Annotated in this window: 16 protein-coding genes; 7 read left to right on the plus strand and 9 right to left on the minus strand. The window is 68.7% G+C overall.

Annotated features, from left to right (window positions below):
• The first annotated feature begins 2 nt into the window (after positions 1-2).
• Positions 3-1,073 (plus strand): ABC transporter permease, encoded by a 1,071-nt coding sequence (locus tag BLV92_RS28185; RefSeq protein WP_090552026.1) that lies wholly within the window; start codon positions 3-5, stop codon positions 1,071-1,073.
• Between the two features lie 90 nt (positions 1,074-1,163).
• On the opposite strand, the gene BLV92_RS28190 is transcribed toward BLV92_RS28185, so the two are convergent.
• The 3 genes from BLV92_RS28190 to BLV92_RS28200 form a co-directional block, all read right to left on the minus strand.
• Positions 1,164-1,889 carry a DeoR/GlpR family DNA-binding transcription regulator gene (locus BLV92_RS28190; RefSeq protein WP_090552028.1) on the minus strand — a complete coding sequence of 242 codons (726 nt, stop codon included), beginning with the start codon at positions 1,887-1,889 and terminating at the stop codon, positions 1,164-1,166.
• A gap of 287 nt (positions 1,890-2,176) precedes the next feature.
• On the minus strand, positions 2,177-2,593 hold the full coding sequence (locus BLV92_RS28195; RefSeq protein ID WP_090552031.1) for a DUF934 domain-containing protein: 417 nt from the start codon (positions 2,591-2,593) through the stop codon (positions 2,177-2,179).
• Positions 2,590-4,392 carry a nitrite/sulfite reductase gene (locus tag BLV92_RS28200; RefSeq protein WP_090552033.1) on the minus strand — a complete coding sequence of 601 codons (1,803 nt, stop codon included), beginning with the start codon at positions 4,390-4,392 and terminating at the stop codon, positions 2,590-2,592. Before BLV92_RS28200 ends, BLV92_RS28195 begins: the two co-directional genes overlap by 4 nt.
• A 22-nt stretch (positions 4,393-4,414) precedes the next feature.
• On the opposite strand from BLV92_RS28200, the gene BLV92_RS31875 reads away from it, so the two are divergent.
• Positions 4,415-4,618, plus strand: coding sequence for a hypothetical protein (locus tag BLV92_RS31875; protein ID WP_143040746.1), 204 nt, complete (start codon positions 4,415-4,417; stop codon positions 4,616-4,618).
• A gap of 15 nt (positions 4,619-4,633) precedes the next feature.
• Here BLV92_RS31875 and BLV92_RS28205 read toward each other — a convergent pair whose 3' ends face one another.
• Together BLV92_RS28205 and BLV92_RS28210 are read right to left on the minus strand one after the other, a co-directional pair.
• On the minus strand, positions 4,634-6,061 hold the full coding sequence (locus tag BLV92_RS28205; RefSeq protein WP_090552034.1) for an aminotransferase-like domain-containing protein: 1,428 nt from the start codon (positions 6,059-6,061) through the stop codon (positions 4,634-4,636).
• Between the two features lie 393 nt (positions 6,062-6,454).
• Positions 6,455-7,654: an oxidoreductase gene (locus tag BLV92_RS28210; protein ID WP_090552037.1), complete on the minus strand. Its 1,200-nt coding sequence runs from the start codon at positions 7,652-7,654 to the stop codon at positions 6,455-6,457.
• Positions 7,655-8,011: 357 nt separating this feature from the next.
• Here BLV92_RS28210 and BLV92_RS28215 point away from each other — a divergent pair, with 357 nt between their 5' ends.
• A complete protein-coding gene (locus tag BLV92_RS28215) occupies positions 8,012-8,989 on the plus strand; it encodes a LysR family transcriptional regulator (RefSeq protein ID WP_090552038.1) in 978 nt (325 codons plus the stop codon).
• Between the two features lie 139 nt (positions 8,990-9,128).
• Here BLV92_RS28215 and BLV92_RS28220 read toward each other — a convergent pair whose 3' ends face one another.
• Positions 9,129-9,770: a glutathione S-transferase family protein gene (locus BLV92_RS28220; protein ID WP_090552040.1), complete on the minus strand. Its 642-nt coding sequence runs from the start codon at positions 9,768-9,770 to the stop codon at positions 9,129-9,131.
• A gap of 366 nt (positions 9,771-10,136) precedes the next feature.
• Between BLV92_RS28220 and BLV92_RS28225 the strand changes: the two genes are divergently transcribed.
• On the plus strand, positions 10,137-11,729 hold the full coding sequence (locus tag BLV92_RS28225; RefSeq protein ID WP_090552042.1) for an MFS transporter: 1,593 nt from the start codon (positions 10,137-10,139) through the stop codon (positions 11,727-11,729).
• 247 nt (positions 11,730-11,976) lie between these two features.
• The gene (locus BLV92_RS28230; RefSeq protein ID WP_090552045.1) at positions 11,977-12,888 is read left to right on the plus strand and encodes a LysR family transcriptional regulator; all 912 of its coding nucleotides are present in this window, start codon (positions 11,977-11,979) and stop codon (positions 12,886-12,888) included.
• Here BLV92_RS28230 and BLV92_RS31880 read toward each other — a convergent pair.
• Positions 12,852-13,085, minus strand: a complete 234-nt coding sequence (locus tag BLV92_RS31880; RefSeq protein WP_143040747.1) for a hypothetical protein — start codon at positions 13,083-13,085, stop codon at positions 12,852-12,854. The two genes, BLV92_RS28230 and BLV92_RS31880, sit on opposite strands and share 37 nt — an antisense overlap.
• 180 nt (positions 13,086-13,265) lie before the next feature.
• Between BLV92_RS31880 and BLV92_RS28235 the strand changes: the two genes are divergently transcribed.
• Together BLV92_RS28235 and BLV92_RS28240 are read left to right on the plus strand one after the other, a co-directional pair.
• Positions 13,266-16,202 (plus strand): HD domain-containing phosphohydrolase, encoded by a 2,937-nt coding sequence (locus tag BLV92_RS28235; protein WP_244283962.1) that lies wholly within the window; start codon positions 13,266-13,268, stop codon positions 16,200-16,202.
• Positions 16,203-16,557: 355 nt separating this feature from the next.
• A complete protein-coding gene (locus BLV92_RS28240) occupies positions 16,558-17,970 on the plus strand; it encodes a sensor domain-containing diguanylate cyclase (protein ID WP_167627156.1) in 1,413 nt (470 codons plus the stop codon).
• Positions 17,971-18,085: 115 nt separating this feature from the next.
• Here the strand turns inward: BLV92_RS28240 and BLV92_RS28245 are convergent, their stop codons facing one another.
• Both BLV92_RS28245 and BLV92_RS28250 read right to left on the minus strand, forming a co-directional pair.
• The gene (locus BLV92_RS28245; protein ID WP_090552052.1) at positions 18,086-19,639 is read right to left on the minus strand and encodes an efflux transporter outer membrane subunit; all 1,554 of its coding nucleotides are present in this window, start codon (positions 19,637-19,639) and stop codon (positions 18,086-18,088) included.
• A gap of 10 nt (positions 19,640-19,649) precedes the next feature.
• Positions 19,650-22,922 (minus strand): efflux RND transporter permease subunit, encoded by a 3,273-nt coding sequence (locus BLV92_RS28250; protein WP_090552053.1) that lies wholly within the window; start codon positions 22,920-22,922, stop codon positions 19,650-19,652.
• Positions 22,923-22,928 lie beyond the last annotated feature (6 nt).

A 22,928-nucleotide genomic window follows, 5' to 3' on the forward strand; every position in this document is an offset into this window, starting at 1 on the left:
CCATGCCTTCCAGTGTTCCGTCACCGCTCGACCGCCGCGTGCGCGAGGCCGGGCCGTCCGCCGTCAACGAGGTCGTGCCCGACGTGCGCGCGGGCGGCTGGCGCGCGAGGCTCGCGCGCAATCCCGAATGGTTCACCGTCGCGCTGATCGTCGCGACCTGCGCGATCGTCGGCTCGATCAATCCGCGCTTCTTCCAGTTCGCGACGCTGTTCGACCTGCTGCATTCGGGCACCACCGTGTCGCTGTTCGCGCTCGGCACGCTGGTCGTGCTCGCGTCCGGCGGCATCGACGTGTCGTTCACCGCGATCGCCGCGCTCACGATGTACACGATCACGAAGTTCGTGTTCGCGTGGTGGCCCGACGCGCCGTTCGTGCTGATCCTCGTCGCGGGCGCGGCGGGCGGCGTGCTGCTCGGTCTCGTGAACGGCCTGCTCGTGCACCGGCTGAAGGCGCCTTCGCTGATCGTCACGATCGGCACGCTGTATCTGTATCGCGGCATCCTGCTGACGTTCGTCGGCACGACGTTCTTCATGAACATCCCGCACAGCATGGATCACTTCGGGCGCGTGCCGCTGTTCTTCTACCGCACGGCGGACGGGCTGCGCGCGGTGCTGCCGGTGTCGGTGCTCGCGCTGGTGATCGCGGCGCTGGTGACGTGGTGGCTGCTGAACCGCACGATGATGGGGCGCGGCGTCTACGCGATGGGCGGCAGCCTCGCGATCGCGGAGCGCCTCGGCTACAACCTGCGCGCGATCCATCTGTTCGTGTTCGGTTATACCGGGATGCTCGCCGGCATCGCGGGCATCCTGCACGTGTCGAACAACCGGCTCGCGAATCCGTTCGATCTGGTCGGCTCGGAACTCGACGTGATCGCGGCGGTGATCCTCGGCGGCGCGCGCATCACCGGCGGCACCGGCACCGTGGTCGGCACGCTGCTCGGCGTCGCGCTCGTCACGCTGATCAACAACGTGCTGATCCTGGTCGGCGTGCCCAGCACGTGGCAGAAGGTCATCATCGGCGCGTTCATCCTGCTCGCCGGCACGCTGCAAACGTGGCAGCGGCGCAATGCGTGACGATGCTTGACGGCGTGTGAGCGCCGCGAGGCGATGGGGCAGCGCGGTCGCGTCCCGCGGTCGTTGCCGCCGCCGCGCGCGGCAACGCAGTCAGCGCCGCGCGCGCGGCTGCTGCCCCGCTTCGGTGATGATCGAATCGAAGTCGTCGACCTGCGAGAAGCGCACCGCGCGCACCGCGCCTTCCTTGCTCGCATCGACGACGAGGTGACGCTCGACTGCGCTCGCCATCGCGGCCTGCTTGATCGCGACTTCGTGGAAGTTCCAGCAGGTGACGCCGCGGGTCGGATGCACGCCGCCCGCCGAGATGAACGCCTTGTTGATGCCCATCCGCTTCAGCACCTCGACGCTCTCGTCGCCCGCGAACGAGTCCGACGACGGCATGTACACGCCGCCGAGCAGGATCATCCGCACGTTCGGCTTGCGCCGCAGGATCTCCGCGATGTTCAGCGAATAGCAGACGACGGTCACGTGCAGGTCGTCCGGGATCAGCCGCGCGAGCACCGTGAGCGTGGTGCCGCAGTCGATGAACAGCGTCTCGTCGCCGGCGATCAGTCGGGCGGCGACGGCCGACGCCTGCGCCTTGGCCGGCGCGAAGTGATCCTGTTCCTGTTCGAGCGAGTAGCCGCTGTTGTTCGGCACGTCGGCCGCGCGCACGATGTAGCCGCCGAGATAGGTGAACTGCTCGGGGCTCGCGGCGATGTCGCGCCGCACCGTCATCTCCGACACGCCGAGCAGCCCGGCGGCATCGCGCAGCCGTAGCACGTTCTGGCGGGCGAGCGCATCGGCGAGGACGCGCAACCGGTCGGGTTTGAGCATGGGGCGGGGCGCGGGAATGACCGGCGTTATGTTTCTGTCGAGGAAGTGACACGATTATAACAAGCGCGGTCGGGCGCGGGTATCGGGGGGAACGGGGGGAACGCGGCGAAGTGGCGAAAAGGCGTTGCGCCTTGGCGTGTGCGACGGCGTGGACGAGGCATGTATGCAGGGAGGCCGCGCGTGCTTTTCGCAAGCCCGCCCCGCATTGAGATCGCAAACGGAGAATCATGCGCGGGCCGGCGACGCGACAGCCCGCGCCGCCGGCCTGCGAACGGAAAGCGCGCGGCCTACTTCGCGGTATCCGCGGCCAGCGCCTTCCGATACGGCGCATCGTGCGCGACGTCGCCCTGATAAAACGCGGGGAACCGGTCGAGCTGGCGCTGCGCGTCGTCGAGCGCGACGCCTTCCTTCAGCACCGCGCTCGAAAAGCCGGTGCGCTCCATCTGGATCAACTGGTCCGCGAGCACGTCGCCGGTCGCGCGCAGGTCGCCCGCGAAGCGCAGCCGCCGGCGGATCAGATACGCCTGGCTATATGCGCGGCCGTCGGTGAACTGCGGGAAATGCAGCTCGATGCGCGCGGCGTTCGCAATCGCGTCGTGATGTTCGAGCGGATCGGCGTCGTTCGGCAGCACGAGCACCGACGCGTTCGCGTCGGCCGCATGTTCGGCGGCCGTCAACAGGCGCAGGGCAGGGGCGCGGTTCATGCTGGGTGCTCCACGGTCGAGCGGACCGCGTTCGCGGCCGCCTTGAACGGATCGAGGCCGACGCGCCGCACGGTGTCGATGAACGACTCGCGCTGCGCGCCGTCGCGGTCGCCATGGCTTGCGCGCAGCGACGCGTAGGTCGTCAGCACCGCGTCGATCACGTCCGGTACTTCGTGCGCGGAGAACGACGGCCCGATCACGCGGCCCGGCTGCGCGTCGCCGCTGCGCGCGGAGCCGTCGGAGCCGCCGAGCGTCACCTGGTACCACTCCGCGCCGTCCTTGTCGACGCCGAGCACGCCGATATGCCCGCTGTGATGATGGCCGCACGAGTTGATGCAGCCGCTGATGTGCAGGTCGATCTCGCCGATGTCTTCGAGTTCGTCGAGGTCCTGGTAACGCTCGGTGATCGCCTGCGCGACCGGCAGCGAGCGCGCGTTCGCGAGCGCGCAGAAGTCGCCGCCGGGACACGCGATCATGTCGGTCAGCAGATGCACGTTCGCGCTCGCGAGCCCCATGTCGCGCGCGGCTTGCCACAGCGGCAGCAGGTCGTCCGCGTGCACCCACGGCAGCACGATGTTCTGCGTATGCGTGACGCGCGCCTCGGATGCGGAGAAGCGGTCCACGAGGTCCGCGACGCGTTCGAGCTGATCGGCCGACGCGTCGCCGGGCGCCTGCAACGGCCGCTTGAACGACAGCGTGACGATCCGCATCGACGGGTCGCGATGCGGCGCGACGTTGCGCGCGAGCCAGCGTTGCAGCTGCGGCGTCCGCGCGGCGGCCGCTGCGAGCTTCGACGCGGCCTGCGGGTCCGGCGCGCGGCCCGCCTTCGCCTGCGCGGGCGTCACGAAATACGCGCTCACGCGGTCGAACTCGGCCTGCGGAATCGTGTGCGGGCCGCCGTCGAATTCGACGATCTGCCGGAACTCCTCTTCCACCTCGTCGATGAAACGCTGCCCCTCGGCCTTCACGAGAATCTTGATCCGCGCCTTGTACTTGTTGTCGCGGCGGCCGTACTGGTTGTACACGCGCACCACGGCCTCGATGTAGTTCATGATGTGCCGCCACGGCAGGAATTCGCGCAGCACGGCGCCGATCACCGGCGTGCGGCCCATCCCGCCGCCCGCCGTCACGCGAAAGCCCAGTTCGCCGTTGCCGTCGCGCAGCAGGCGCAGCCCGACGTCGTGCCATTCGGTGGCCGCGCGGTCGTCGCTCGCGCCGGTCACCGCGATCTTGAACTTGCGCGGCAGGAACGCGAATTCGGGATGCAGCGTCGTCCACTGCCGCATGATTTCCGCGAACGGGCGCGGGTCCGCGATCTCGTCCGGCGCGACGCCCGCGCGTTCGTCGCACGAGATGTTGCGGATGCAGTTGCCGCTCGTCTGGATGCCGTGCATGTCGACGGTCGCGAGCAGGTCCATCACGTCGGCCGCCTTCGACAGCGGAATCCAGTTGAACTGCACGTTGGTGCGCGTCGTGAAGTGCGCGTGATGCGTCGGCAGCCGCACGGTGCCGAGCTTGCGCTGCGCGTCGAGCGCGCGGCGATACACGTCGGCCTCGGGCTCGTCGTACTCGCGCGCGACGCGCGCCAGCACGCGCAACTGCGCGCTCGACAGTTCGCCGTACGGCACCGCGACGCGCAGCATCGGCGCGTGCCGCTGCACGTACCAGCCGTTCTGCAGCCGCAGCGGACGGAACTCGTCCTCGCTCAGCCGGCCGTCCTGCCAGCGTTCGATCTGGTCGCGGAACTGCGCGGCCCGGTTATGCACGAACGCCTTGTCGAATTCGTTGTATTGATACATGGATTACCGATGTTGCGCTTCCATGACCGGCGCGGCGCGGTCCCGGGGAGCGCGCCGGCGCGCCGGGCGAGCAACGACATTAGTGCGCGCGGGGAAGCGCGGCAAGAAGCAGATCGCGTGGAAAAAAGCGATGCAGTTCGCGGTGCCGCGAGGCGCGGCGAGGCGCGGCGAGATACGGTGGCGTGCGGCGGCGGTCGCGGCGAAGATCGCGATCGAAGCGGCTTGAACGATGCAAGCCCGCTTACGCGCGCAGCCGTACCGCCGGGTCGGCGAGCAACTGCCCGAGCGTGCGCACCGCGTCGTCCACGCGCGGCGACCACGGATAGCCGTAGTTGAGCCGGATGCAGTTCTGGAACGCGTGCGCGGCCGAGAAGATCGGGCCGGGCGCGAGGCTGATGCCCTGCTCGATTGCGAGCCGGTGCAGCGCCATCGCATCGACCGGCTGCGGGAATTCGAGCCACAGAAAGTAGCCGCCGTCGGGCAGCGTCCAGCGCGTGCCGGCCGGCAGCCAGCGGCGGATCGCGTCGTCCATCGCGCGCTGCTGCGCCTGCAACGCCGCGCGGATTTTCTTCAGATGCCGGTCGTAGCCGCCGTGCTCCAGGTAATCGGCGATGCCCGCCTGCACCGGGATGCTCGCGGACAGCGTCGTCATCAGCTTCAGCCGCCGCACGCGATCCGCGAAGCGGCCCGCGCTCGTCCAGCCGATCCGGTAGCCGGGCGCGAGCGTCTTCGAGAACGACCCGCAGTGCATCACGAGGCCGTGCCGGTCGTAGGCGAGCGCGGGCAGCGGATAGTCCGCGCGATAGTGCAGTTCGCCGTACACGTCGTCCTCGATCAGCGGGACTTCGTGTTTCGCGAGCAGTTCGACCAGCGCCTTCTTTTTCTCGTCGGACAGCGTGACGCCGGTCGGATTCTGATAGTTCGTCATGAACCAGCACGCGCGGACCGGATGCGTCGCGAGCGCGTCCGCGAGCGCGTCGAGGTCGAGGCCGGTCGCCGTATCGACTGGAATCTCGACCGCGCGCAGGTCGAGCCGCTCGATCGCCTGCAACGCCGCATAGAAGCCCGGCGACTCGACCGCGACGACGTCGCCCGGCCGCGTGACCGCCATCAGGCACAGGTTCAGCGCCTCCAGTGCGCCGTCGGTGACGACGATGCCGTCCGGCGGCTGCGGCACGCCGATCCGCATGTAGCGCAGCGCGATCTGCCGCCGCAGGTTCTCGTTGCCGGGCGGCAGATCGACGACGGTGTTCCATGGGCTCACGATCCGCGCGGCCTGGCCGAGCGACTTCGCGAGCCGCGCGAGCGGGAACAGTTGCGGCGACGGAAACGCGGAGCCGAGCGGCACGATGCCGGGCCGCTTCGCGGCGTCGAGCACCGAGAACACGAGGTCGCTGATGTCGACCGTGCTCGACGCGGCGGGCGCGGCGCGGCGGCCGGCCGGTTTCTCGACGGCGGCGGCGGGCGGCGCGGCGAAGTAGCCGGAGCGTTCCTCGGCGCGCACGAGGCCCCACTGTTCGAGCAGGTGGTACGCGCGGGTCGCGGTGGACTGGCTCACGCCGTGCTGTGCGATGACCTGGCGCAGCGACGGCATCCGCGAGCCGGCGGCGATGTGGCCCGCGCGGATCTCGTCGGCCATCCCTCGCGCGAGGCGTTCGTATCGTTTCATCGGCGTTCGTGGTCTGCCGCAGCGTGGGGCGGCAAGGCGGGCGGAGGCGGGGCCGCGCTCGGCGGCCCGCAGCGAAGCCGCATTGTCTTACGGCGGTGCGCAAATGAAAAGCGCCGGCGCGGCGCCTTGTTCGATCTGCTGCGCGAAATTTTGCGGCGTCTGCTTCTGTCGCCGCGCGCGCCGTTGCCGGATCATTGTCGTCAGCGCCGGATGGGCCCCCAGGCTGATTGCCCCATCCGTGCCGGGATTACTGCGCGAGTGCCCGGGCTATCACCCCTAAACCCGCAGAGCTTGCGGCTCTTTTGCCTGTAGCGTGGCAAGCGTTTCGCCCCGACACGAAAGTGCCGGGGCTTTTCCTTTTCCGGATCATGCGCGCCGCGCGGTTCGCCGCGCTCAAACCAGCGCCTTCAGCACGTCCGGGTTCCAGCGTTGCAGCCGGTCCATGCGGCCCGCGCGGACCTTGTTCGCCCAGTCCGGATCGACCAGCATCCCGCGCCCGACCGCGATCACGTCGAAGTCGCCGCGGTCCACGAGTTCGAGCAGACGGTCGAGCGACGCGACGTCGCTCTGCTCGCCCATCAGCGTGTCGATGTGCTCGCCGGTCATCCCGATCGAGCCGACCGTGATGACCGGTTTGCCGGACAACTGTTTCGTCCAGGCGGCGAGGTTCCGGTCGGAGCCGAACTCGTTGTCCCAGAAGCGGCGCGTCGAGCAGTGGAACACGTCCACGCCCGCATCGACCATCAGGCGTGCGAATTCCTCCAGTTCGGCCGGTGTCGCGAAGTTCTTCGCGGCGAAGTCCTGCACTTTCCATTGCGAGATCCGCAGCGACACTGCGAAGTCCGGCCCGGTCATCCGGCGGATTTCGGCGACCGCGTCGGCCGCGAGCCGCGCGCGGTTGCGCAGCGAGCCGCCCCAGCGGTCGTCGCGGCGGTTCGTGCCGGGCCACAGGAACTGGTCGAGCAGATAACCGTGCGCGGCATGCAGCTCGACGCCGTCGAAACCGGCCATCTTCGCGTTGATCGCCGCCTTGCCGTAGGCCTCGACGATCGCGTCGAGGTCGGCGGGCAGCGCCGGCTCGCCGTCGCGCGTGGTCGGCTTGCCGATGCCGCCGGACAGGCCCGACGGACCGACCCGGCGCGGCGGCCGGTAGTCGGCGCCCTTCGGCGCATAGAGCCCGTCCACCGTGTGCTGCTTCATCTGCCCGACGTGCCACAACTGCGCGAGGATCGGCGTGTGTTCCGCGTGCACCGCGTCCACGACCTGCCGCCAGCCGTTCAGCGCATCGGGGCCGTACAGGCGCGGCACGTCCGCTTCGTTAGCGGCCGCATCGTGCGGAATCCACGCGCCCTCGGTGATGATGAGCCCCGCGCCGCCCGCCGCGCGGCGGCGATAATACGCGGCGTTCGCTTCGCCCACTACGCCGCCCGGCGCCATCGTGCGCGTCATCGGCGACATCGCGATCCGGTTCTTCAGCGTCAGCGCGCCGATCCGCACCGGCTCGAAGAGCTTCGCGGTGCGCGCGGCGGCGATTGCGTCGGGCGGTGCGTCGGATGGTGCGTCGGGCGTCGTCGTTGCCGGGTGCTGCTGCATCGTGGGCCTCCCTGGGATAGTTGTGCGTCGTGCCACGTCGCGTCGATGCGCGGGCGGCATGCGAGCCATGCGGATAGCGGCTCGCGACGTACGCATCGTCGCCGATTGCCGCGCGCGGAAAAAGCCGGCGGCGGGAGACGCTGAGTCGCCTTCGGGGCGTCAATGGGCCGGCGCGCCGCCGATGCAGAATGGGTCGCTGCGGCCCGCCCCCGCACCACACCGTGAAATTGTGTGGTCTGTCTGAAAACTCAATTCGTCGTCGCGGCCTTTATCCGGGGTCCGCGCAGCCTGTACAGTTCGCCCATTGCGTTCGAGCCGGCCTGCGGGCCGGCCGGCGGCATTCAACAGGCAGACGCGATGGATTACCTGCAATCACTCAGAATGTTCGTGAAGGTCGCGGAACTTCGCAGCTTTGCAGGCGCGGCGGACCAGTTCGACGTGTCGAGCGCGGCGGTGACGCGCAACGTGGCGTCGCTCGAAGACCGGTTCGCGGCGCGGCTGCTGCAACGGACCACGCGCAGCGTCACGCTGACCGACGCGGGCCGCCTGCTGTTCGAGCGGGTGAGGCCGCTCGTCGACGAGATCGACGAAGTCGAAGGGGCGCTGCAGGCGACGAGCCGCGTGCCGGCCGGGCCGCTGCGCATCGCGGTGCAGGGCAGCCTCGGCGCGGGCTGTGTCGCGAAACTGCTCGGCGACTACCGCGCGCGCTACCCGTCGGTCGCGCCGCAACTGACGTTCACCCATGGACCGGTCGATCTGGTCGAGCACCGGTTCGACGTCGCGGTGTTCGGCGACGACTATCAGCACTCCGGGTCGGTCGTCGTGCGGCGCGTCGTGCGATGGCCGCAGCACGTGGTCGCGTCGCCGTCGTATGCCGCGTCGCTGCGGGCCGCGGACGGCAAAGGCCGCGCGGGCCAGCCGGCCGCGCCGACGCTTTTGACCTACGACGACCCGTCGCCGGGCGCGCTCGACGCGGCCGTGCGCCAGTGGCTCGACGAGCAGTGGCCGGCCGCGTCGCGCATCCGCGTGAACAACAGCGACGTGCTGCGGCAACTCGCGCTCGAAGGAATGGGCGCGGCGCTGGTGCCGGACTACCTGGTCGCATCGGACCTCGCGAACGGCGCGCTGCTACGCGTGCCGACCGCGTTCGAGCCGCCCGACACCGGCCTGAGCATCGCGTATCTGACCCGCCGCAATCTGGCGGCGACGGTGCGGACCTTCGTCGATTTCGTCGTCGAGGCGTTCGAGCGCGAGCCGGCGGCGACACGGGCGCCGTTCGGGCGCGCGCGGCTCGCGGCGATCGCTGCGGACGAAGGCGGGCAGGCCGCCGCTTGAAGCGGCGCTTCGATGCTTCGCGAGGCAGAGCGGTCGCGCGAGCGCGCGCTCATTCGAAAAATGCAAATGCAGCAAGCCCCGCGTTAATCACGGGGCTTGCTGCATTTCAGGCATCAGATCTGGCCGGCCCGCACATGGCTCACGCGGCCAGCAGCGCCTTGTGCCGCGACACGACTTCCGCTTCGTCCTTCAGCGCCTTCTGCACGGACGGCCGCGCTTCGATGCGCGCGATGTACGCGTGCAGATGCTTCAGATGATCGAGATTCACGCCGGAGCGTTCGTGCCACAGCGTCGCCCACACGTACGCGTCCACGACGGTGAACTGCTCGCCGGTCAGATACGCGCGGCCGTCCGCGAGCCGCGCGTCGAGCATGCCGTAGGCGGCGAGCAGCTTGTTCGTGTGATACGCGATGCCGTCGGCGGTCATCAGCTTGCGCATCAGCGGAATGTGCTTCTGCGCGATCTCGGTCGCGACGAACGTCAGCAACTGGTCCATCCGCACGCGTTCCATCGTGCCGTGCTTCGGGATCAGGCCGGATTCCGGATGCTGGTCCGCGAGGTACGAAGTGATGATCGTCGTTTCGGTCAGACGGTCGCGGCTCGCGTTGTCGAGTTCGAGGACCGGCACGTATTGCAGTGCGTTGACGTCCGCGAACGCGGCGCCGTTCGACGTCGATTTGCCGAACACGTCGAAGTGCACGAGTTCCGGCGCGAGGCCGAGTTCGTTGGCGATGGCCTGAACCGCGAGCGAGCAGGTGGCCTGGGCGATGTAGAGCTTCATGGCGGTGACCTTTCCGAAAAATGAAGTAGCCGGATGAGCCGGTGGGGTTTCGATGTGCGCCGATGCGCAGCAGCGTTGGAATGAAGTATCGCGGGATCGCGCCGCGCGATAAACGGGCGTTGAGGCGTCAGTCTGTCGAACGGACGGCGACAATCGGCGCGCGTCGCGGGCGGGTTAGCGGAATCGCGCGCGGGTTTTAGACGCGTGCCCGATGGCAGGCGATTGTCGCGTTCCAGGCGACGCAGCGGCCACTCGCGCGGCGTTTATCCGGCGGCGCGGGACCGACAGAATGACTGCCTTGTTTCGTGTGCCGGCGCGCGTCGCGCGCGGTCTGCACTTCACCCAGTTCAATCCGGAATCCGACGAATGAATCGTTCCCTGTCCCAGCCCGCCGACCCGGCGAAGCGGCTGATCCTCGCCGCCGTCTGCCTGTCCGCGCTCGTGCTGCCGCTGTCGTTCTCCGGCGGCGCGGTCGCGACGCCCGCGATCGGCCGCGACCTCGGCGGCGACGCGGCGTCGCTCACGTGGATCACGAACGCGTTCATGCTGAGCTTCGGCAGCCTGTTGATGGCGGCCGGCGCGCTCGCGGACCAGTTCGGCCGCAAGAAGCTGTTCGTGTTCGGCCTCGGCGGCTTCATCGTCACGTCGCTGGCGATGAGCTTCGCGCCGTCGGTCGTCGGGCTCGACGTGCTGCGCGCGCTGCAGGGCGTCGCAGCGGCCGCGTCGCTGTCGAGCGGGGCCGCGTCGCTCGCGCAGGAGTTCGACGGCCACGCGCGCACCCGCGCGTTCAGCCTGCTCGGCACGAGCTTCGGCATCGGGCTCGCGTTCGGCCCGCTGATGGCCGGCGTGCTGATCGGGCAGTTCGGCTGGCGCTCGATCTTCGCGGTGATCGCGGCGATCGGCGCGGTGGCGTTCGCGTTCGGCGTGCCGCGCATGCGCGAGACGCGCGATCCGGGCGCGACCGGCCTCGATTACCCCGGCACCGTCACGTTCACCGCGACGCTCGCGCTGTTCACGTTCGGCGTGATCGAGGCGCCGGAGCGCGGCTGGGGCAGCGCGCCGGTCGTCGCGCTGCTCGCGGCGTCGGCGCTGTTCCTCGCCGCGTTCGTCGTGGTCGAGACGCGCGCGAAGCGGCCGATGCTCGAACTGGGCCTGTTCCGTTATCCGCGCTTCGTCGGCGTGCAGATCCTGCCGGTCGGCACCTGCTACTGCTACATCGTGCTCGTCGTGATGCTGCCGCTGCGCTTCATCGGCGCGGAAGGACTGAGCGAGATGGACGCGGGCCTGCTGATGATCGCGCTGTCCGCGCCGATGCTGATCGTGCCGATGGCCGTCGCGTCGCTGACGCGCTGGCTGTCGCCGGGCGTGTTGTCGGGCATCGGCTTCCTGATCGCGGCGGCCGGCCTGTTCTGGCTGAGCGGCGTCGATTTCGCGGCGTCGCGCGGCGCGCTGGTGGCGCCGATGCTGGTGATCGGCGTCGGCGCGGGCATGCCGTGGGGGCTGATGGACGGTCTGTCGGTCAGCGTCGTGCCGAAGGAGCGCGCGGGGATGGCGTCGGGCATCTTCAGCACGACGCGCGTCGCGGGCGAAGGCATCGCGCTCGCGATCGCCACCGCGATCCTCGCGGCGCTCGCGCACGCAGGCCTCGCGCGGACCGTGGCGGGCGGGACCATGGCGAGCGACGGTCCCGGCATCGACGCGCGCATCGCGGAGGCCGCGCAGCGCATGACCGCCGGCGACGTCTCGCACGCGCTGGCGGCACTGCCGGAAGTCGGCCGCGCGGCGCTGCGCGCAAGCTATGCGGAGGCGTTCACGAGCCTGCTGCACGTGCTGATCGTGATTACGCTGCTGTCCGCGGTCGCGACGTTCGCGTTCCTGAGTCGCGCGCCGGCGCAGGACGACGAACCCGGTTCGCGCGCGGACGGCGAAGCGCGGGCCGACGTGGCGGTCAATGCATGAGTGTGTGCATGAGTGTGTCGCGAATGTCGCCCGCGCAGGCGGGGTGTGACGCCGCGCGCGCGAACGGCGCATCGGCGCGCTGCGTGAATGCCCATGCCTGTGCGCAGGCATGCGCGTCGTGGCGCGCGCCACGCGCCTCCCCGCAGGAATCTCACCGGCCGGTAGCCGCCCGCCTCGCGGCACAACCCGCGCGGCCTGCTACAGTCCGGTTCATCCTTTCTTCAATCTTCGCAAAACGGGCTTCGACATGAACGAGCGCGTAGATGCACCGATCAACGAGATCGCGGTTTTCGTCGCGGTGGCCCAGAGCGGCAGCTTCACCCGCGCGGCGGAGGAACTGGGCAGCAGCAAGTCGAACGTCGGCAAGGCCGTGCAGCGGCTCGAAGCGCGGCTCGGCACGCGGCTGTTCCAGCGCACGACGCGCGCGGTCCGGCTGACCGAGGACGGCGAAACCTATCTGGGCGCCGCGCAGGACGCGCTCGACACGCTGCGCGACGCGGAGCAGCAACTCGCGTCGCGGCGCTCGGAACCGGCCGGGCGCGTGAAGATCGACTTGCCGGCCGGTTTCGGCCGGCTGCTGCTGCCGAGCTTCATCGAACTGCGCGACCGGCATCCGAAGATCACGCTCGAAATCGCGTTGACCGACCGGATGTCCGATCCGATCGGCGAAGGCTGGGACGTGGTCGTGCGGATCGGCGCGCTGCCCGAGGACAGCGAACTCACGGTGCGCAAGCTGTGCGACCTGCGGCTCGGGCTGTATGCGTCGCCGGAGTATCTGGCGCGACGGGGCGCGGTCAATGGCGTCGACGACCTCGGCGGCCACGACGCAGTCGTGTTTCGCGGGCCGACCGGGCGGCTGCGGCCGTGGACGCTGCGCGACGGCGCTTCGGTGCGCGAGTACGCGCCGCATCCGGTGCTGGTGCTTGCGGACGGTCAGGCGCTGATCGAGTCCGCGGTCGCCGGCTTCGGGATCGCGCAGATTCTCGACCGCGTCGCGCAGCCCTACGTGAGCGCGGGGCGGCTCGTGCATCTGCTGCCGGACTCGGACGTCGACGGCCCGCCGGTTCACGCGATCATCTCGCTCGGGCAGAAGATGGCCGCGAAGACGCGCGCGGTCGTCAATCATCTGGCCGACACGCTGCAAAAGACGAACGGCTGAACGGGCGCGGCAGCGCCGGCCCGATCGATGCCAGGCGCAGCGATCGCGCTCCCCCGCATTGCGCGCGAATACGCGCGGACGACACAGAAAAAAAAGAAAGTAATTCGCCCGTAAAAATCGTGCAATCGCGCAAACGTTTTACGCCCGGATTCGACGCGAAAAATGTCGATCAAATGACAGGCGGGCTCTTTCTTCATTCCCACTCGTATAGTTTTCTTGATTTCGTGCTAATAAATGGCACAAATCGGTCGTTAAAGAAAACGATGGCCGGATTCCAGAGAGTCGCTTGATGGAACCTGATCGAGCACGATTGGCGACGGGTTCGACAGTCGAATCCCATGCACGGACACCATGGACAAGTCCCTATGAGCGGCCCCATGCATTTCCCCCTTCGGCTTCACATATCGGTGCTGTTCGCCGCGATCGTGTTGCTGGTCGGCGGCCTGATCGGGACGATCAGCTACCAGGCGCTCAAGCGGGTGCTCGAAACCCATTCGTCCGCGCTCGAACGCGAAATCGGCCGCGAAACGGCCGCGGAAATCCGCAACATGGTGATGCCGGCCGGCATGGCGGTCAGGGAGATCGGCTACAACCGGATCGTGCATGCGGGTTCGTTGCGGGAGCGCCTGGCCGATATCGGCGCGCTGCGCGAGGCGCTGTCGGCGCTGCCGGCCATCGAGTCCGTGTACGTGGGTTACGGCAACGGCGACTTCTTCTTCCTGCGCCAGTTGCAGAACGACGGCCAGCGGCACACGCTCGATGCGCCGCCCGGCACGAAGTTCGTGATCCAGAGCATCGAGCGCGGCAGCGGCGCGCCGACCGGCCTCTACATCTATGCGGATGCCGACATGCGTCCGCTGAAGCGGGTCGAGCATCCCGACTATCCGGCGCAGTACGATCCGCGCAGCCGCCCGTGGTATCGGCGGGCCATCGAGACCAACGGCCTCGTGCGCACGCCGCCCTATGCGTTTTTCTCGACGCCCGAGGTCGGCATGACGCTCGCGCGCGTCGCGCCGGGCAGCGATGCCGTGGTTGCGTGCGACATCAACCTCGACACGCTGCACGACGCGCTCGTCGCGCAGCGCAGTTCGCCGGGCATGATCCTCGCGCTCGCGAATCCGGACGGCCGGCTGGTCGCATCCGACCTGCCCGCGAGCGTCGTCGCGACCGCGAACGACGGCTCATATCGCCTGCTGCACTCGCGCGAAGCCGGCATTCCGGTGCTCGCGCGGCTCGGCGACGCGGTGCTGCTGTCGTCGTCTGCATCTGCATCTGCATCTGCGTCCGGGCCGGGCGGCCTGATGGACGTGGACGGCTCGGGCTGGTACACGTCGGTGAGCCGGCTGTCGTTCGACGGCACCGAGCCGCTTTATCTGGTCTCCGCCGTGCCCGAAGCCGAGGCGATGAGTTCGGCGCAGCGCATCCGCGGGCTCGGCATCATCGCGACGCTGACGGTCATCGCGTTGTCGCTCGTCGCCACCTGGATGATGGCCGTGCGCGTGACGAAGCCGCTGGAGCAGCTCGGCGCGCAGGCCGACGCCGTGCGCCGCTTCGAGTTCGGCGCGACCGAACGGGTGTCGTCGGGCATCAGCGAGGTCTACCGGCTCGGCGCGACGCTGGAGGCGATGCGCGACACCATCCGCCGCCTGCTCGACACCGTGCAGACCGTTGCGGCCGAACCGGAATTCGGCCGGCTGTTCTCGCTGCTGTTGACCGAGATGCTGGCCGAGGCTCGCGCGGACGCCGGCGTGCTGTATCTCGCGGACGACGGCCTGCTGAAGCCCGCCTCCGCGCTGACGCGCAACCATGCGATCGGCGCGGAGCGGCTGTCGCCGCTCGCGATCGCCGGCGCGGCCGCGTTCATTCAGGCCGCGGTGCAGGACGGCCGCGCGCACACCGGCTTGCTGTCCGCCGACGACATCGACCAGGCCGGGCTGCGCGTGCTGCAGCCGGACAGCAACTGCCATGCGGCGGCGATCCCGTTGCTGAACCGCCGCTGCGAACTGGTCGGCGTGTTTCTGCTGCTGCGCTCGACGCCGATGGAGCGCGAACGGCTGGCGTTCATCACGACGCTGACCGCGCTGTTCGTCAGCGCGATCGAGGCGCGCGAGCTGATCGCCGCGCAGCAGAACCTGTTCGATTCGTTCGTGCAGTTGATCGCGGCCGCGATCGACGCGAAGAGCCCGCATACGGGCGGCCATTGCGCGCGCGTGCCCGAACTGGTGAAGATGCTCGCGAAGGCGGCCTGCGCGGCCACCGCAGGCCCGTATCGCGACTTCAGGCTGGGCGCGTCCGAATGGCAGGAGCTGCACGTGGCCGCGTGGCTGCACGACTGCGGCAAGATCACGACGCCGGAATACGTCGTTGAAAAGGCGACGAAGCTCGAAACGATCTACGACCGGATTCACGAGATCAGGATGCGCTTCGAGGTGCTGAAGCGCGACGAGGAAATCCGCTATCTGAAGTCGCTCGCCGCCGGCGCCGATCCGGATGCGGCCGCGACGCGCCGCGACGCCGCGCTGTCGCAACTCGACGACGATTTCGCGTTCATCGCCGCGTGGAACCACGGCGACGAGCGGCTGGACCCGGCGAGCGCGGACCGGCTGCGCCGCATCGGCGAGCGCCAGTGGGTCCGCACGCTCGACGACCGTCTCGGCGTGTCGCGCGACGAGCGGCAGCGGATGGACCGCACGCCGCCGCGTCCGTTGCCGGCCGTGGAGACGCTGCTCGCGGACAAGCCGGAGCATCGGATCGCGCGCGTCGGGCCGAACCACGTCGCGGCCGGCAACCGGTGGGGATTCAACATGAACGCGCCGGAGCTGCTGTACGACCGCGGCGAACTGCACAATCTGCTGGTGCCGACCGGCACGTTGACGGCCGAAGAGCGTTTCAAGATCAACGAGCACATCATCCAGACCATCGTGATGCTGTCGCAGCTGCCGTTCCCCCGGCACATGCTGCGCGTGCCGGAAATCGCGGGCGGGCATCACGAGAAGATGGACGGGACCGGTTATCCGAAGGGGCTCACGCGCGACGAGATGAGCCCGCTCGCGCGGATGGTCGCGATCGCGGACATCTTCGAGGCGCTGACCGCGCCGGACCGGCCGTACAAGCGCGGCAAGACGCTGTCCGAGTCGCTCGGGATCATGGCGGAGATGAAGCGGGGCGATCATATCGACCCGGAACTGTTCGATCTTTTCCTTCAGTCGGGCGTTTACATGGACTACGCGAAGCGGTTCATGAGTCCCGGGCAGATCGACGACGTCGATATCGCGGACTATCTCGGCGCGGAGATGGCGGCCGCCGGACAATAATCGCGGAGTTTATTCCGGTAAATAAAAAGCGAAATCGCCGGCATTCTATCCGGGCGTAATTCGATTAAAAATACCGATTGCGCCGATAAAACAATTCTTGTCCGGATTCATATCGATAGCTCTAAAGTTGCCGATATTCTGGACGTTATTGCGTCGAAATACTGCGCGCCTTATTACTCGAATTCGCATGGGCGCGCCGTGCGGGTTTTTCCATAGGCCATTTGCCGGGTTGCCCTGTGCCAGCGGCGGGGCGAAGCCGCGGCTCCTTTCATCTCATTCACCGGCCTGCCAGACAATGCACGCAACGACCCGAAACCGGCTGGGACAGACAGGGCTGCTCTGCGTCGTCCTGGCATTGGCGTACAGCCTGCTCGGCCGGATGGCGTTTGCGGTGTCGCGGCAGTATGGCGACGGCACCTGCATGATCTTCATGCCGGAAGGCATCGCGCTTGCGTTTCGCATCCTGTTCGGCGCGCGGATCTGGCCGGGCATCCTGGTCGGCCAGACGTTCCTGTCCGTCTGGTCGGGTTCGTCGCCGTTGACCGGCCTGCTGATCGGCGTGTTCAACTGCGTCGAAAACGCGATCGGCGGCCGGCTGTTCGAACGCTGGAAAATCTCGCGCCGTTTCGACCGGCCGCGCGACGTCGCGCTGTTCGTCGTGCTGGTCTTTTTCGTGCTTCAGCCGATCAGCAGCACGGGCGGCATCTTCGCCCTTTACCTGCAGGGAGCCGTGTTCTCGGGCATCCGGCAGGCGGGATGGGCCGCGCCGTGGATCGACGGTCAACGGCTCTTCTACGAATTCGCGACGGCGCCGCCCGCGTGGCTGCGCTGGTGGATCGGCAACGCGCTCGGCCAGTTGACCGTCACGCCGCTGATCCTGTCGTGGTGCACGCCGGGGACCAAGGCGTCGGCTTCGTCGCGGACGATCGACCTGTGCCTGCTGAGCGGCGCGCTGTCGTTGATCGCGCTGATCGCGTTCACCGGTTTTCCGCCGCATCCGCTGCTGCTGCTCGGCATGATCTGCCTGCTGCTGATCTGGATCGGGCAGGGCGCCGGGCTGCGCGGCATCACGCTGGCCAACGTGCTGATCGCGGTGGCGATGACGTGGTCCGGCATCGCCGGAATGGAACTGGGCGAGCAGGCGCCGCTTCAGGAGCGGCTCTTCAACGTTGGCTTTGTCGTCGCGCCGGTGGCCGTGCTGTCGCTGATGCTGTTCGCGATGCTCGAAGAGCGGCGCTTCCTGATCCAGCAACTGACCGAGTGGGCGTCGACCGATCCGCTCGTCAAGCTCAGCAACCGGCGGCATTTCATCGAGGTGGCGGAGCGCGAGATCGCGCGGGCGCGGCCCGGCGAGCGCGGCATGGTGTTCATGATGCTCGACGCGGACAACTTCAAGCAGATCAACGATCGCTACGGGCATGCGGCCGGCGACGAGGCGCTGAAGGCGATCGCCGGCGCGTGCGCGCAGATCGCCGGCAACACCGATGCGGCGGCCCGGCTCGGCGGCGAGGAGTTCGCGCTGCTGCTGCCCGGCGCGACGCTCGAAGCGGGCCGTCTCGCCGCGGAGCGCCTGCGCGAGCGGATCGCGTCGATTCCGGTGCGGATCGCCGATCGCCTGTCGTTCAGCCTGACGGTCAGCATCGGGCTCGCGCAACTGAACGAGAACGGCAATCTCGATGCGTTGATGAGCGCGGCGGACAGCGCGCTTTACGAAGCGAAGCGCAGCGGCCGCAATCGCGTGGTGGTGAGCGAGCGGGTGCCGACGTGAGCGCGCCGCTCGTGGCGACGCTCCCGTATCCGCTCACCGTCCGTCGCGCCTGACACGGCAGCGGGCTCGTTCGACGGATCGAACGGGCCCGCGTGCGGTTGCGTCGGCGCAGCGGCTACCGCTGCGCGAGCGCGCGAACGTCGCCGGACTTCGCGCCGCTCCCCGCGACCGGCGGTTCGCCGGAAGGCGGCGCGGCGTCGCCCCAGCCGCCGCCGAGCGCGCGGATCAGGTTCACGGTCGCCGCGGCCTGCACGCCCTGCAACTGCACGGCGGTCCGCCGCGCCTGCAACACGGTGCGCTCCGCGTCGATCACGTCCAGATAGTTCACCGCGCCTTCCGTGTACTGCACGCGCGACAGGTCGGCCGCGCGCTGCGACGCCTGCACCGCGTCGTTCTGCGTGTTCGTCTGGTCGTCGAGAATCCGCAGGTCCGCGAGATTGTCCTCGACCTCGCGGAACGCGACGAGCACCTGTTGCCGGTAGTTCGCGACATCCTCCTCGTAGACCGCGCGCGCGTTCGCGAGATTGCCCTTGCGGCGGCCGCCGTCGAAGAGCGGCACCGTGAGCGCGGTGCCGGCCAGCGGCCCGAGCAGGAACGCGCGGCTCGACCACTTGAACAGGTCGCCGATCGTCGCCGACTCGAACCCGCCGGTGCCGGTGAGGCTCAGCGACGGAAAGAACGCCGCTTTCGCGACGCCGATCCGCGCGTTGGCCGCCGCCATCGCGCGCTCGGCGGCCGCGATGTCCGGGCGGCGTTCGAGCAGCGACGACGGCAGCCCCGGCGGGACTCGCAGCCTCACCGGCGTCAGCGGCGCGGCCGCCATCGAGAATTCGGCCGGCGCCTTGCCGAGCAGCACCGCAAGGCCATGCTCGGACGACGCGCGCAGCCGCGCGACGGTCATCGCGTCGGACTTCGCGCTCGCGAGTTCGGCGCGGGCGCGCGACACGTCCAGTTCGGTCACGTCGCCTTCCGCGTGGCGGCGCTCGACCAGCTTCAGCGCCTGCGCGCGCAGATCGACCGCCTGCGCGAACACGGCTGCTTCCGCGTCGAGTTCGCGCAGCGCGAAGTAGTTCTGCGCGACGTCCGCCTGCAACGCGAGCTGCACCGAGCGGAACAGCGCGTCGCTGCGCTGCGCGTCGGCCTTCGCCGCATCGACGGTGGACGCGACGCGGCCGAACAGATCGACCTCGTAGGACGCGCTCGCCTGCGCGCGCCAGAACGTCTGCTGCGGCACGTTCGCGCCGTCCGGCTCGAACAGCGACGCGGCGGACACGCGCTCGCGCGTCGGGCCGAAGCCGGCGTCGAGCGTCGGGAACAGGCCGGCCCGCGCGGCCTGGTTCAGCGCGCGCGCCTCCTTCACGCGCGCGGCGGCCGCCTTCAGGTTCTGGTTCGCGTCGAGCGCCTGGCGTTCGAGGTCGTCGAGCGCCGGGTCGCCGAACACCTTCCACCACTCGCCGCGCGCGGCGTCCTCGGCCGGCTGCGCGGTTTTCCACGCACCCAGGCCGTCGCGTTCCGCCTGCGACGGCGGCGGCGCTTCCTTGAACGTCGCGAGCGCGGGCGTCGTGGGCACCTGGTAGTTCGGCGCGAGCGAGCAGCCCGCGAGCACCAGCAGCGCGCCGAGCAGCAGCGAGCCGGCAAAACCGTTTTTCATCGACAGGATCCGTTTCATCACGCTCTCCTCATTCCTGGAAGGCCGGCTCGGACACCTTCGCGTCGCGCGCCCGGCCATCGCCGTTGCCATTGCCATTACCGTTGTCGTCGCCGTCGTCGTCGTGCTCGTCCGCGCCATGAATCTGCGGATGGCGGCCGTGCCGGTCCTTCAGCGGCTTGCCGCCCGCCAGCTTGCGCAGGATCACGTAGAACACCGGCGTCAGCAGCAGGCCGAAGAACGTCACGCCGAGCATCCCGAAGAACACCGCGATCCCCATCGCGCGCCGCATTTCCGAGCCCGCGCCGGTCGACATGACGAGCGGCACGACGCCCATGATGAAAGCGATCGACGTCATCAGGATCGGCCGCAGCCGCAGCCGGCACGCCTCGATCGCGGCCTGCACGATCGAGCGGCCCTGGATTTCCAGCTCGCGCGCGAACTCGACGATCAGGATCGCGTTTTTCGCGGACAACCCGACCAGCACCATCAGCCCGATCTGCGTGAAGATGTTGTTGTCGCCGCGCGTGAGCCACACGCCGAACAGCGCGGACAGGATGCTCATCGGCACGATCAGCAGGATCGCGAGCGGCAGCGTCAGGCTCTCGTACATCGCGGCGAGCACGAGGAACACGAGCAGCACGCTGACCGGAAACACCCAGAACGCCGCGTTGCCCGCGAGGATCTGCTGGTACGTGAGGTCGGTCCATTCGAACCTGATCCCGCGCGGCAGCGTCTGCGCGGCGATCCGCTCGACGGCCGCCATCGCCTGGCCCGACGAGTAGCCGGGCGCGGGGCCGCCGTTGATGTCGGCCGCGAGAAAGCCGTTGTAGCGGACCACCATCTCCGGGCCGTAGGTCGGCGTCACCTTCACGAGCGACGACAGCGGCACCATCTCGCCCCGGTCGTTGCGGGTCTTCAGTTCCAGGATGCTGTCGGCGGACGCGCGGAACGGCGCGTCGGCCTGCGCGCGGACCTGATAGACGCGGCCGAACTGGTTGAAGTCGTTCACGTACAGCGAGCCGAGATAGATCTGCATCGTGTCGAACACGTCGGTGACCGACACGCCCAGCTGCTTCGCCTTCTCGCGGTCCAGCTCGACGTTCAGCTGCGGCACGTTGATCTGGTAGCTCGAAAACGACGGGCCGAGTTCCGGCGCCTTCGCGGCGGCCGCGAGGAACGCCTGGGTCGCGCGGTTCAACGCCTCGTAGCCGAGCGCGCCGCGGTCCTCGATCTGCAGCTTGAAGCCGCCGATCGTGCCGAGGCCCTGCACCGGCGGCGGCGGGAACGTCGCGATCGCCGCGTCCTTGATGCCCGCGTATTCGCGGTTCAGGTTGCCGACGACGTCGTTGGCCGTCTCGCCGTGGCCGCGCTGCTTCGACGGGCTCATCACCGAGAACACGAGGCCGCTGCTCGACGAGTTCATCAGGCCGGTCACCGACAGGCCCGGGAACTCGGTCGTATGCACGACGCCCGGCTGGCTGCGCGCGATGTCGCCCATTTCGTCGACGACCTTCTCCGTGCGGTCGAGCGACGCGCCGGCCGGCAGTTGCAGGATGCTGACCAGATAGTCCTTGTCCTGCGCGGGCACGAAGCCGCCGGGGACGATCCTGTCGAGCAGCACCGTGCCGCCGAGCAGCACGCCGTACACGACCATCATCGCGAGCTTGCGGTTCACGATGCCGCCGACGCCCTTTCCGTATGCTTCCGAGCCGCGGTGGAACACCTTGTTGAACAGACCGAAGAACGGTCCGAACACGCGGTCCATGATGCGCGTGAGGCGGTCCTTCGGCGCATGGTGGCCCTTCAGCAGCAGCGCGGACAGCGCGGGCGACAGCGTCAGCGAGTTGAACGCGGAGATCACCGTCGAGATCGCGATCGTCATCGCGAACTGCTTGTAGAACTGGCCGGTCAGGCCCGACATGAACGCGAGCGGCACGAACACGGCGACCAGCGTCAGCGCGATCGCGATGATCGGCCCGCTGACCTCGCGCATCGCCTCGTATGACGCTTCGAGCGGACTCAGCCCCGCCGCGATGTTGCGCTCGACGTTCTCGACCACGACGATCGCATCGTCGACGACGATCCCGATCGCGAGCACCATCCCGAACAGCGACAGCGCGTTGATCGTGAAGCCGAACGCGAGCATCAGCGAGAACGTGCCGACGATCGATACCGGCACCGCGAGCAGCGGGATCAGCGACGCGCGCCACGTCTGCAGGAACACGATCACGACGATCACCACCAGCACGATCGCCTCGAACAGCGTATGCACGACCGCGTCGATGCTCTCGCGCACGAACTGCGTCGGGTCGTACACGATCTCCGCCTTCACGCCTTCCGGCATGTCCTGCTGCAACTCGGCCGTGATCCGGCGGATGTCGTCGGAGATCTGCAGCGAGTTCGCGTTCGGCTGCTGGAAGATGATGATCTGCACCGCCTTCTTGCCGTCGATGCCCGCGCGCAGCGCGTATTCGGACGCGCCCATCTCGACGCGCGCGACGTCGCCGAGATGGGTGACCGCGCCGTCCGGCGACGTCTTCAGGATGATGTTGCGGAACTCGCCTTCGGTTTTCAGGCGGCCCTGCGCGTTCACGCTCAGTTGCAGCGGCACGTTGGTCGTCATCGGCGCGCCGCCGACGATGCCGGCCGCGACCTGCACGTTCTGCTCGCGGATCGCCTTCACGACGTCGGTCGCGGTCAGGTTCTGGCGCGCGACCTTGGTCGGGTCGAGCCACACGCGCATCGAGTAGTCGCCCGAGCCCCACAGCGCGACCTCGCCGACGCCCGGCACCTGCGCGAAACGGTCCTTGATGTTGATGAGCGCGTAGTTGCGCAGATATGTGAGGTCGTAGCGGCCGTTCGGCGACACCAGGTTCACGCCCATCGTCAGCGTCGGCGACGACTTGATGGTAGTGACGCCGAGCCGCTGGACGTCCTCCGGCAGCCGCGGCAGCGCCTGCGACACGCGGTTCTGCACGAGCTGGGTGGCCTTGTCCGGATCGGTGCCGAGCCGGAACGTGACGGTCGTCGTCATGTTGCCGTCGCTGTTCGCCTGCGACTGCATGTACAGCATGTTTTCGACGCCGTTGATCTGCTCCTCGATCGGCGACGCGACCGTCTCGGCGATCACCTTCGGATTCGCGCCCGGATACTGCGCGCGCACCACCACCGACGGCGGCACGACTTCCGGATATTCGGCCGTGGGCAGCTTCGTCAGCGCAATGATCCCGGCGAGCAGGATCACGACCGACAGCACGCCGGCGAAGATCGGCCGGTCGATGAAGAACTTCGAGATGTTCATGTCGAT

Origin of the sequence: Paraburkholderia caballeronis (assembly GCF_900104845.1) — a bacterium.
In the GTDB taxonomy this organism is placed as follows: Bacteria; Pseudomonadota; Gammaproteobacteria; order Burkholderiales; family Burkholderiaceae; genus Paraburkholderia; species Paraburkholderia caballeronis.

What these genes read in the sequence shown, in the direction of transcription:
- BLV92_RS28185 (WP_090552026.1), top strand. Translation starts at nt 3, where the DNA reads ATGCCTTCCAGTGTTCCGTCACCGCTCGACCGCCGCGTGCGCGAGGCC.
- BLV92_RS28190 (WP_090552028.1), bottom strand. Translation starts at nt 1,889, where the DNA reads ATGCTCAAACCCGACCGGTTGCGCGTCCTCGCCGATGCGCTCGCCCGC.
- BLV92_RS28195 (WP_090552031.1), bottom strand. Translation starts at nt 2,593, where the DNA reads ATGAACCGCGCCCCTGCCCTGCGCCTGTTGACGGCCGCCGAACATGCG.
- BLV92_RS28200 (WP_090552033.1), bottom strand. Translation starts at nt 4,392, where the DNA reads ATGTATCAATACAACGAATTCGACAAGGCGTTCGTGCATAACCGGGCC.
- BLV92_RS31875 (WP_143040746.1), top strand. Translation starts at nt 4,415, where the DNA reads ATGACCGGCGCGGCGCGGTCCCGGGGAGCGCGCCGGCGCGCCGGGCGA.
- BLV92_RS28205 (WP_090552034.1), bottom strand. Translation starts at nt 6,061, where the DNA reads ATGAAACGATACGAACGCCTCGCGCGAGGGATGGCCGACGAGATCCGC.
- BLV92_RS28210 (WP_090552037.1), bottom strand. Translation starts at nt 7,654, where the DNA reads ATGCAGCAGCACCCGGCAACGACGACGCCCGACGCACCATCCGACGCA.
- BLV92_RS28215 (WP_090552038.1), top strand. Translation starts at nt 8,012, where the DNA reads ATGGATTACCTGCAATCACTCAGAATGTTCGTGAAGGTCGCGGAACTT.
- BLV92_RS28220 (WP_090552040.1), bottom strand. Translation starts at nt 9,770, where the DNA reads ATGAAGCTCTACATCGCCCAGGCCACCTGCTCGCTCGCGGTTCAGGCC.
- BLV92_RS28225 (WP_090552042.1), top strand. Translation starts at nt 10,137, where the DNA reads ATGAATCGTTCCCTGTCCCAGCCCGCCGACCCGGCGAAGCGGCTGATC.
- BLV92_RS28230 (WP_090552045.1), top strand. Translation starts at nt 11,977, where the DNA reads ATGAACGAGCGCGTAGATGCACCGATCAACGAGATCGCGGTTTTCGTC.
- BLV92_RS31880 (WP_143040747.1), bottom strand. Translation starts at nt 13,085, where the DNA reads ATGAAGAAAGAGCCCGCCTGTCATTTGATCGACATTTTTCGCGTCGAA.
- BLV92_RS28235 (WP_244283962.1), top strand. Translation starts at nt 13,266, where the DNA reads ATGCATTTCCCCCTTCGGCTTCACATATCGGTGCTGTTCGCCGCGATC.
- BLV92_RS28245 (WP_090552052.1), bottom strand. Translation starts at nt 19,639, where the DNA reads ATGAAACGGATCCTGTCGATGAAAAACGGTTTTGCCGGCTCGCTGCTG.
- BLV92_RS28250 (WP_090552053.1), bottom strand. Translation starts at nt 22,922, where the DNA reads ATGAACATCTCGAAGTTCTTCATCGACCGGCCGATCTTCGCCGGCGTG.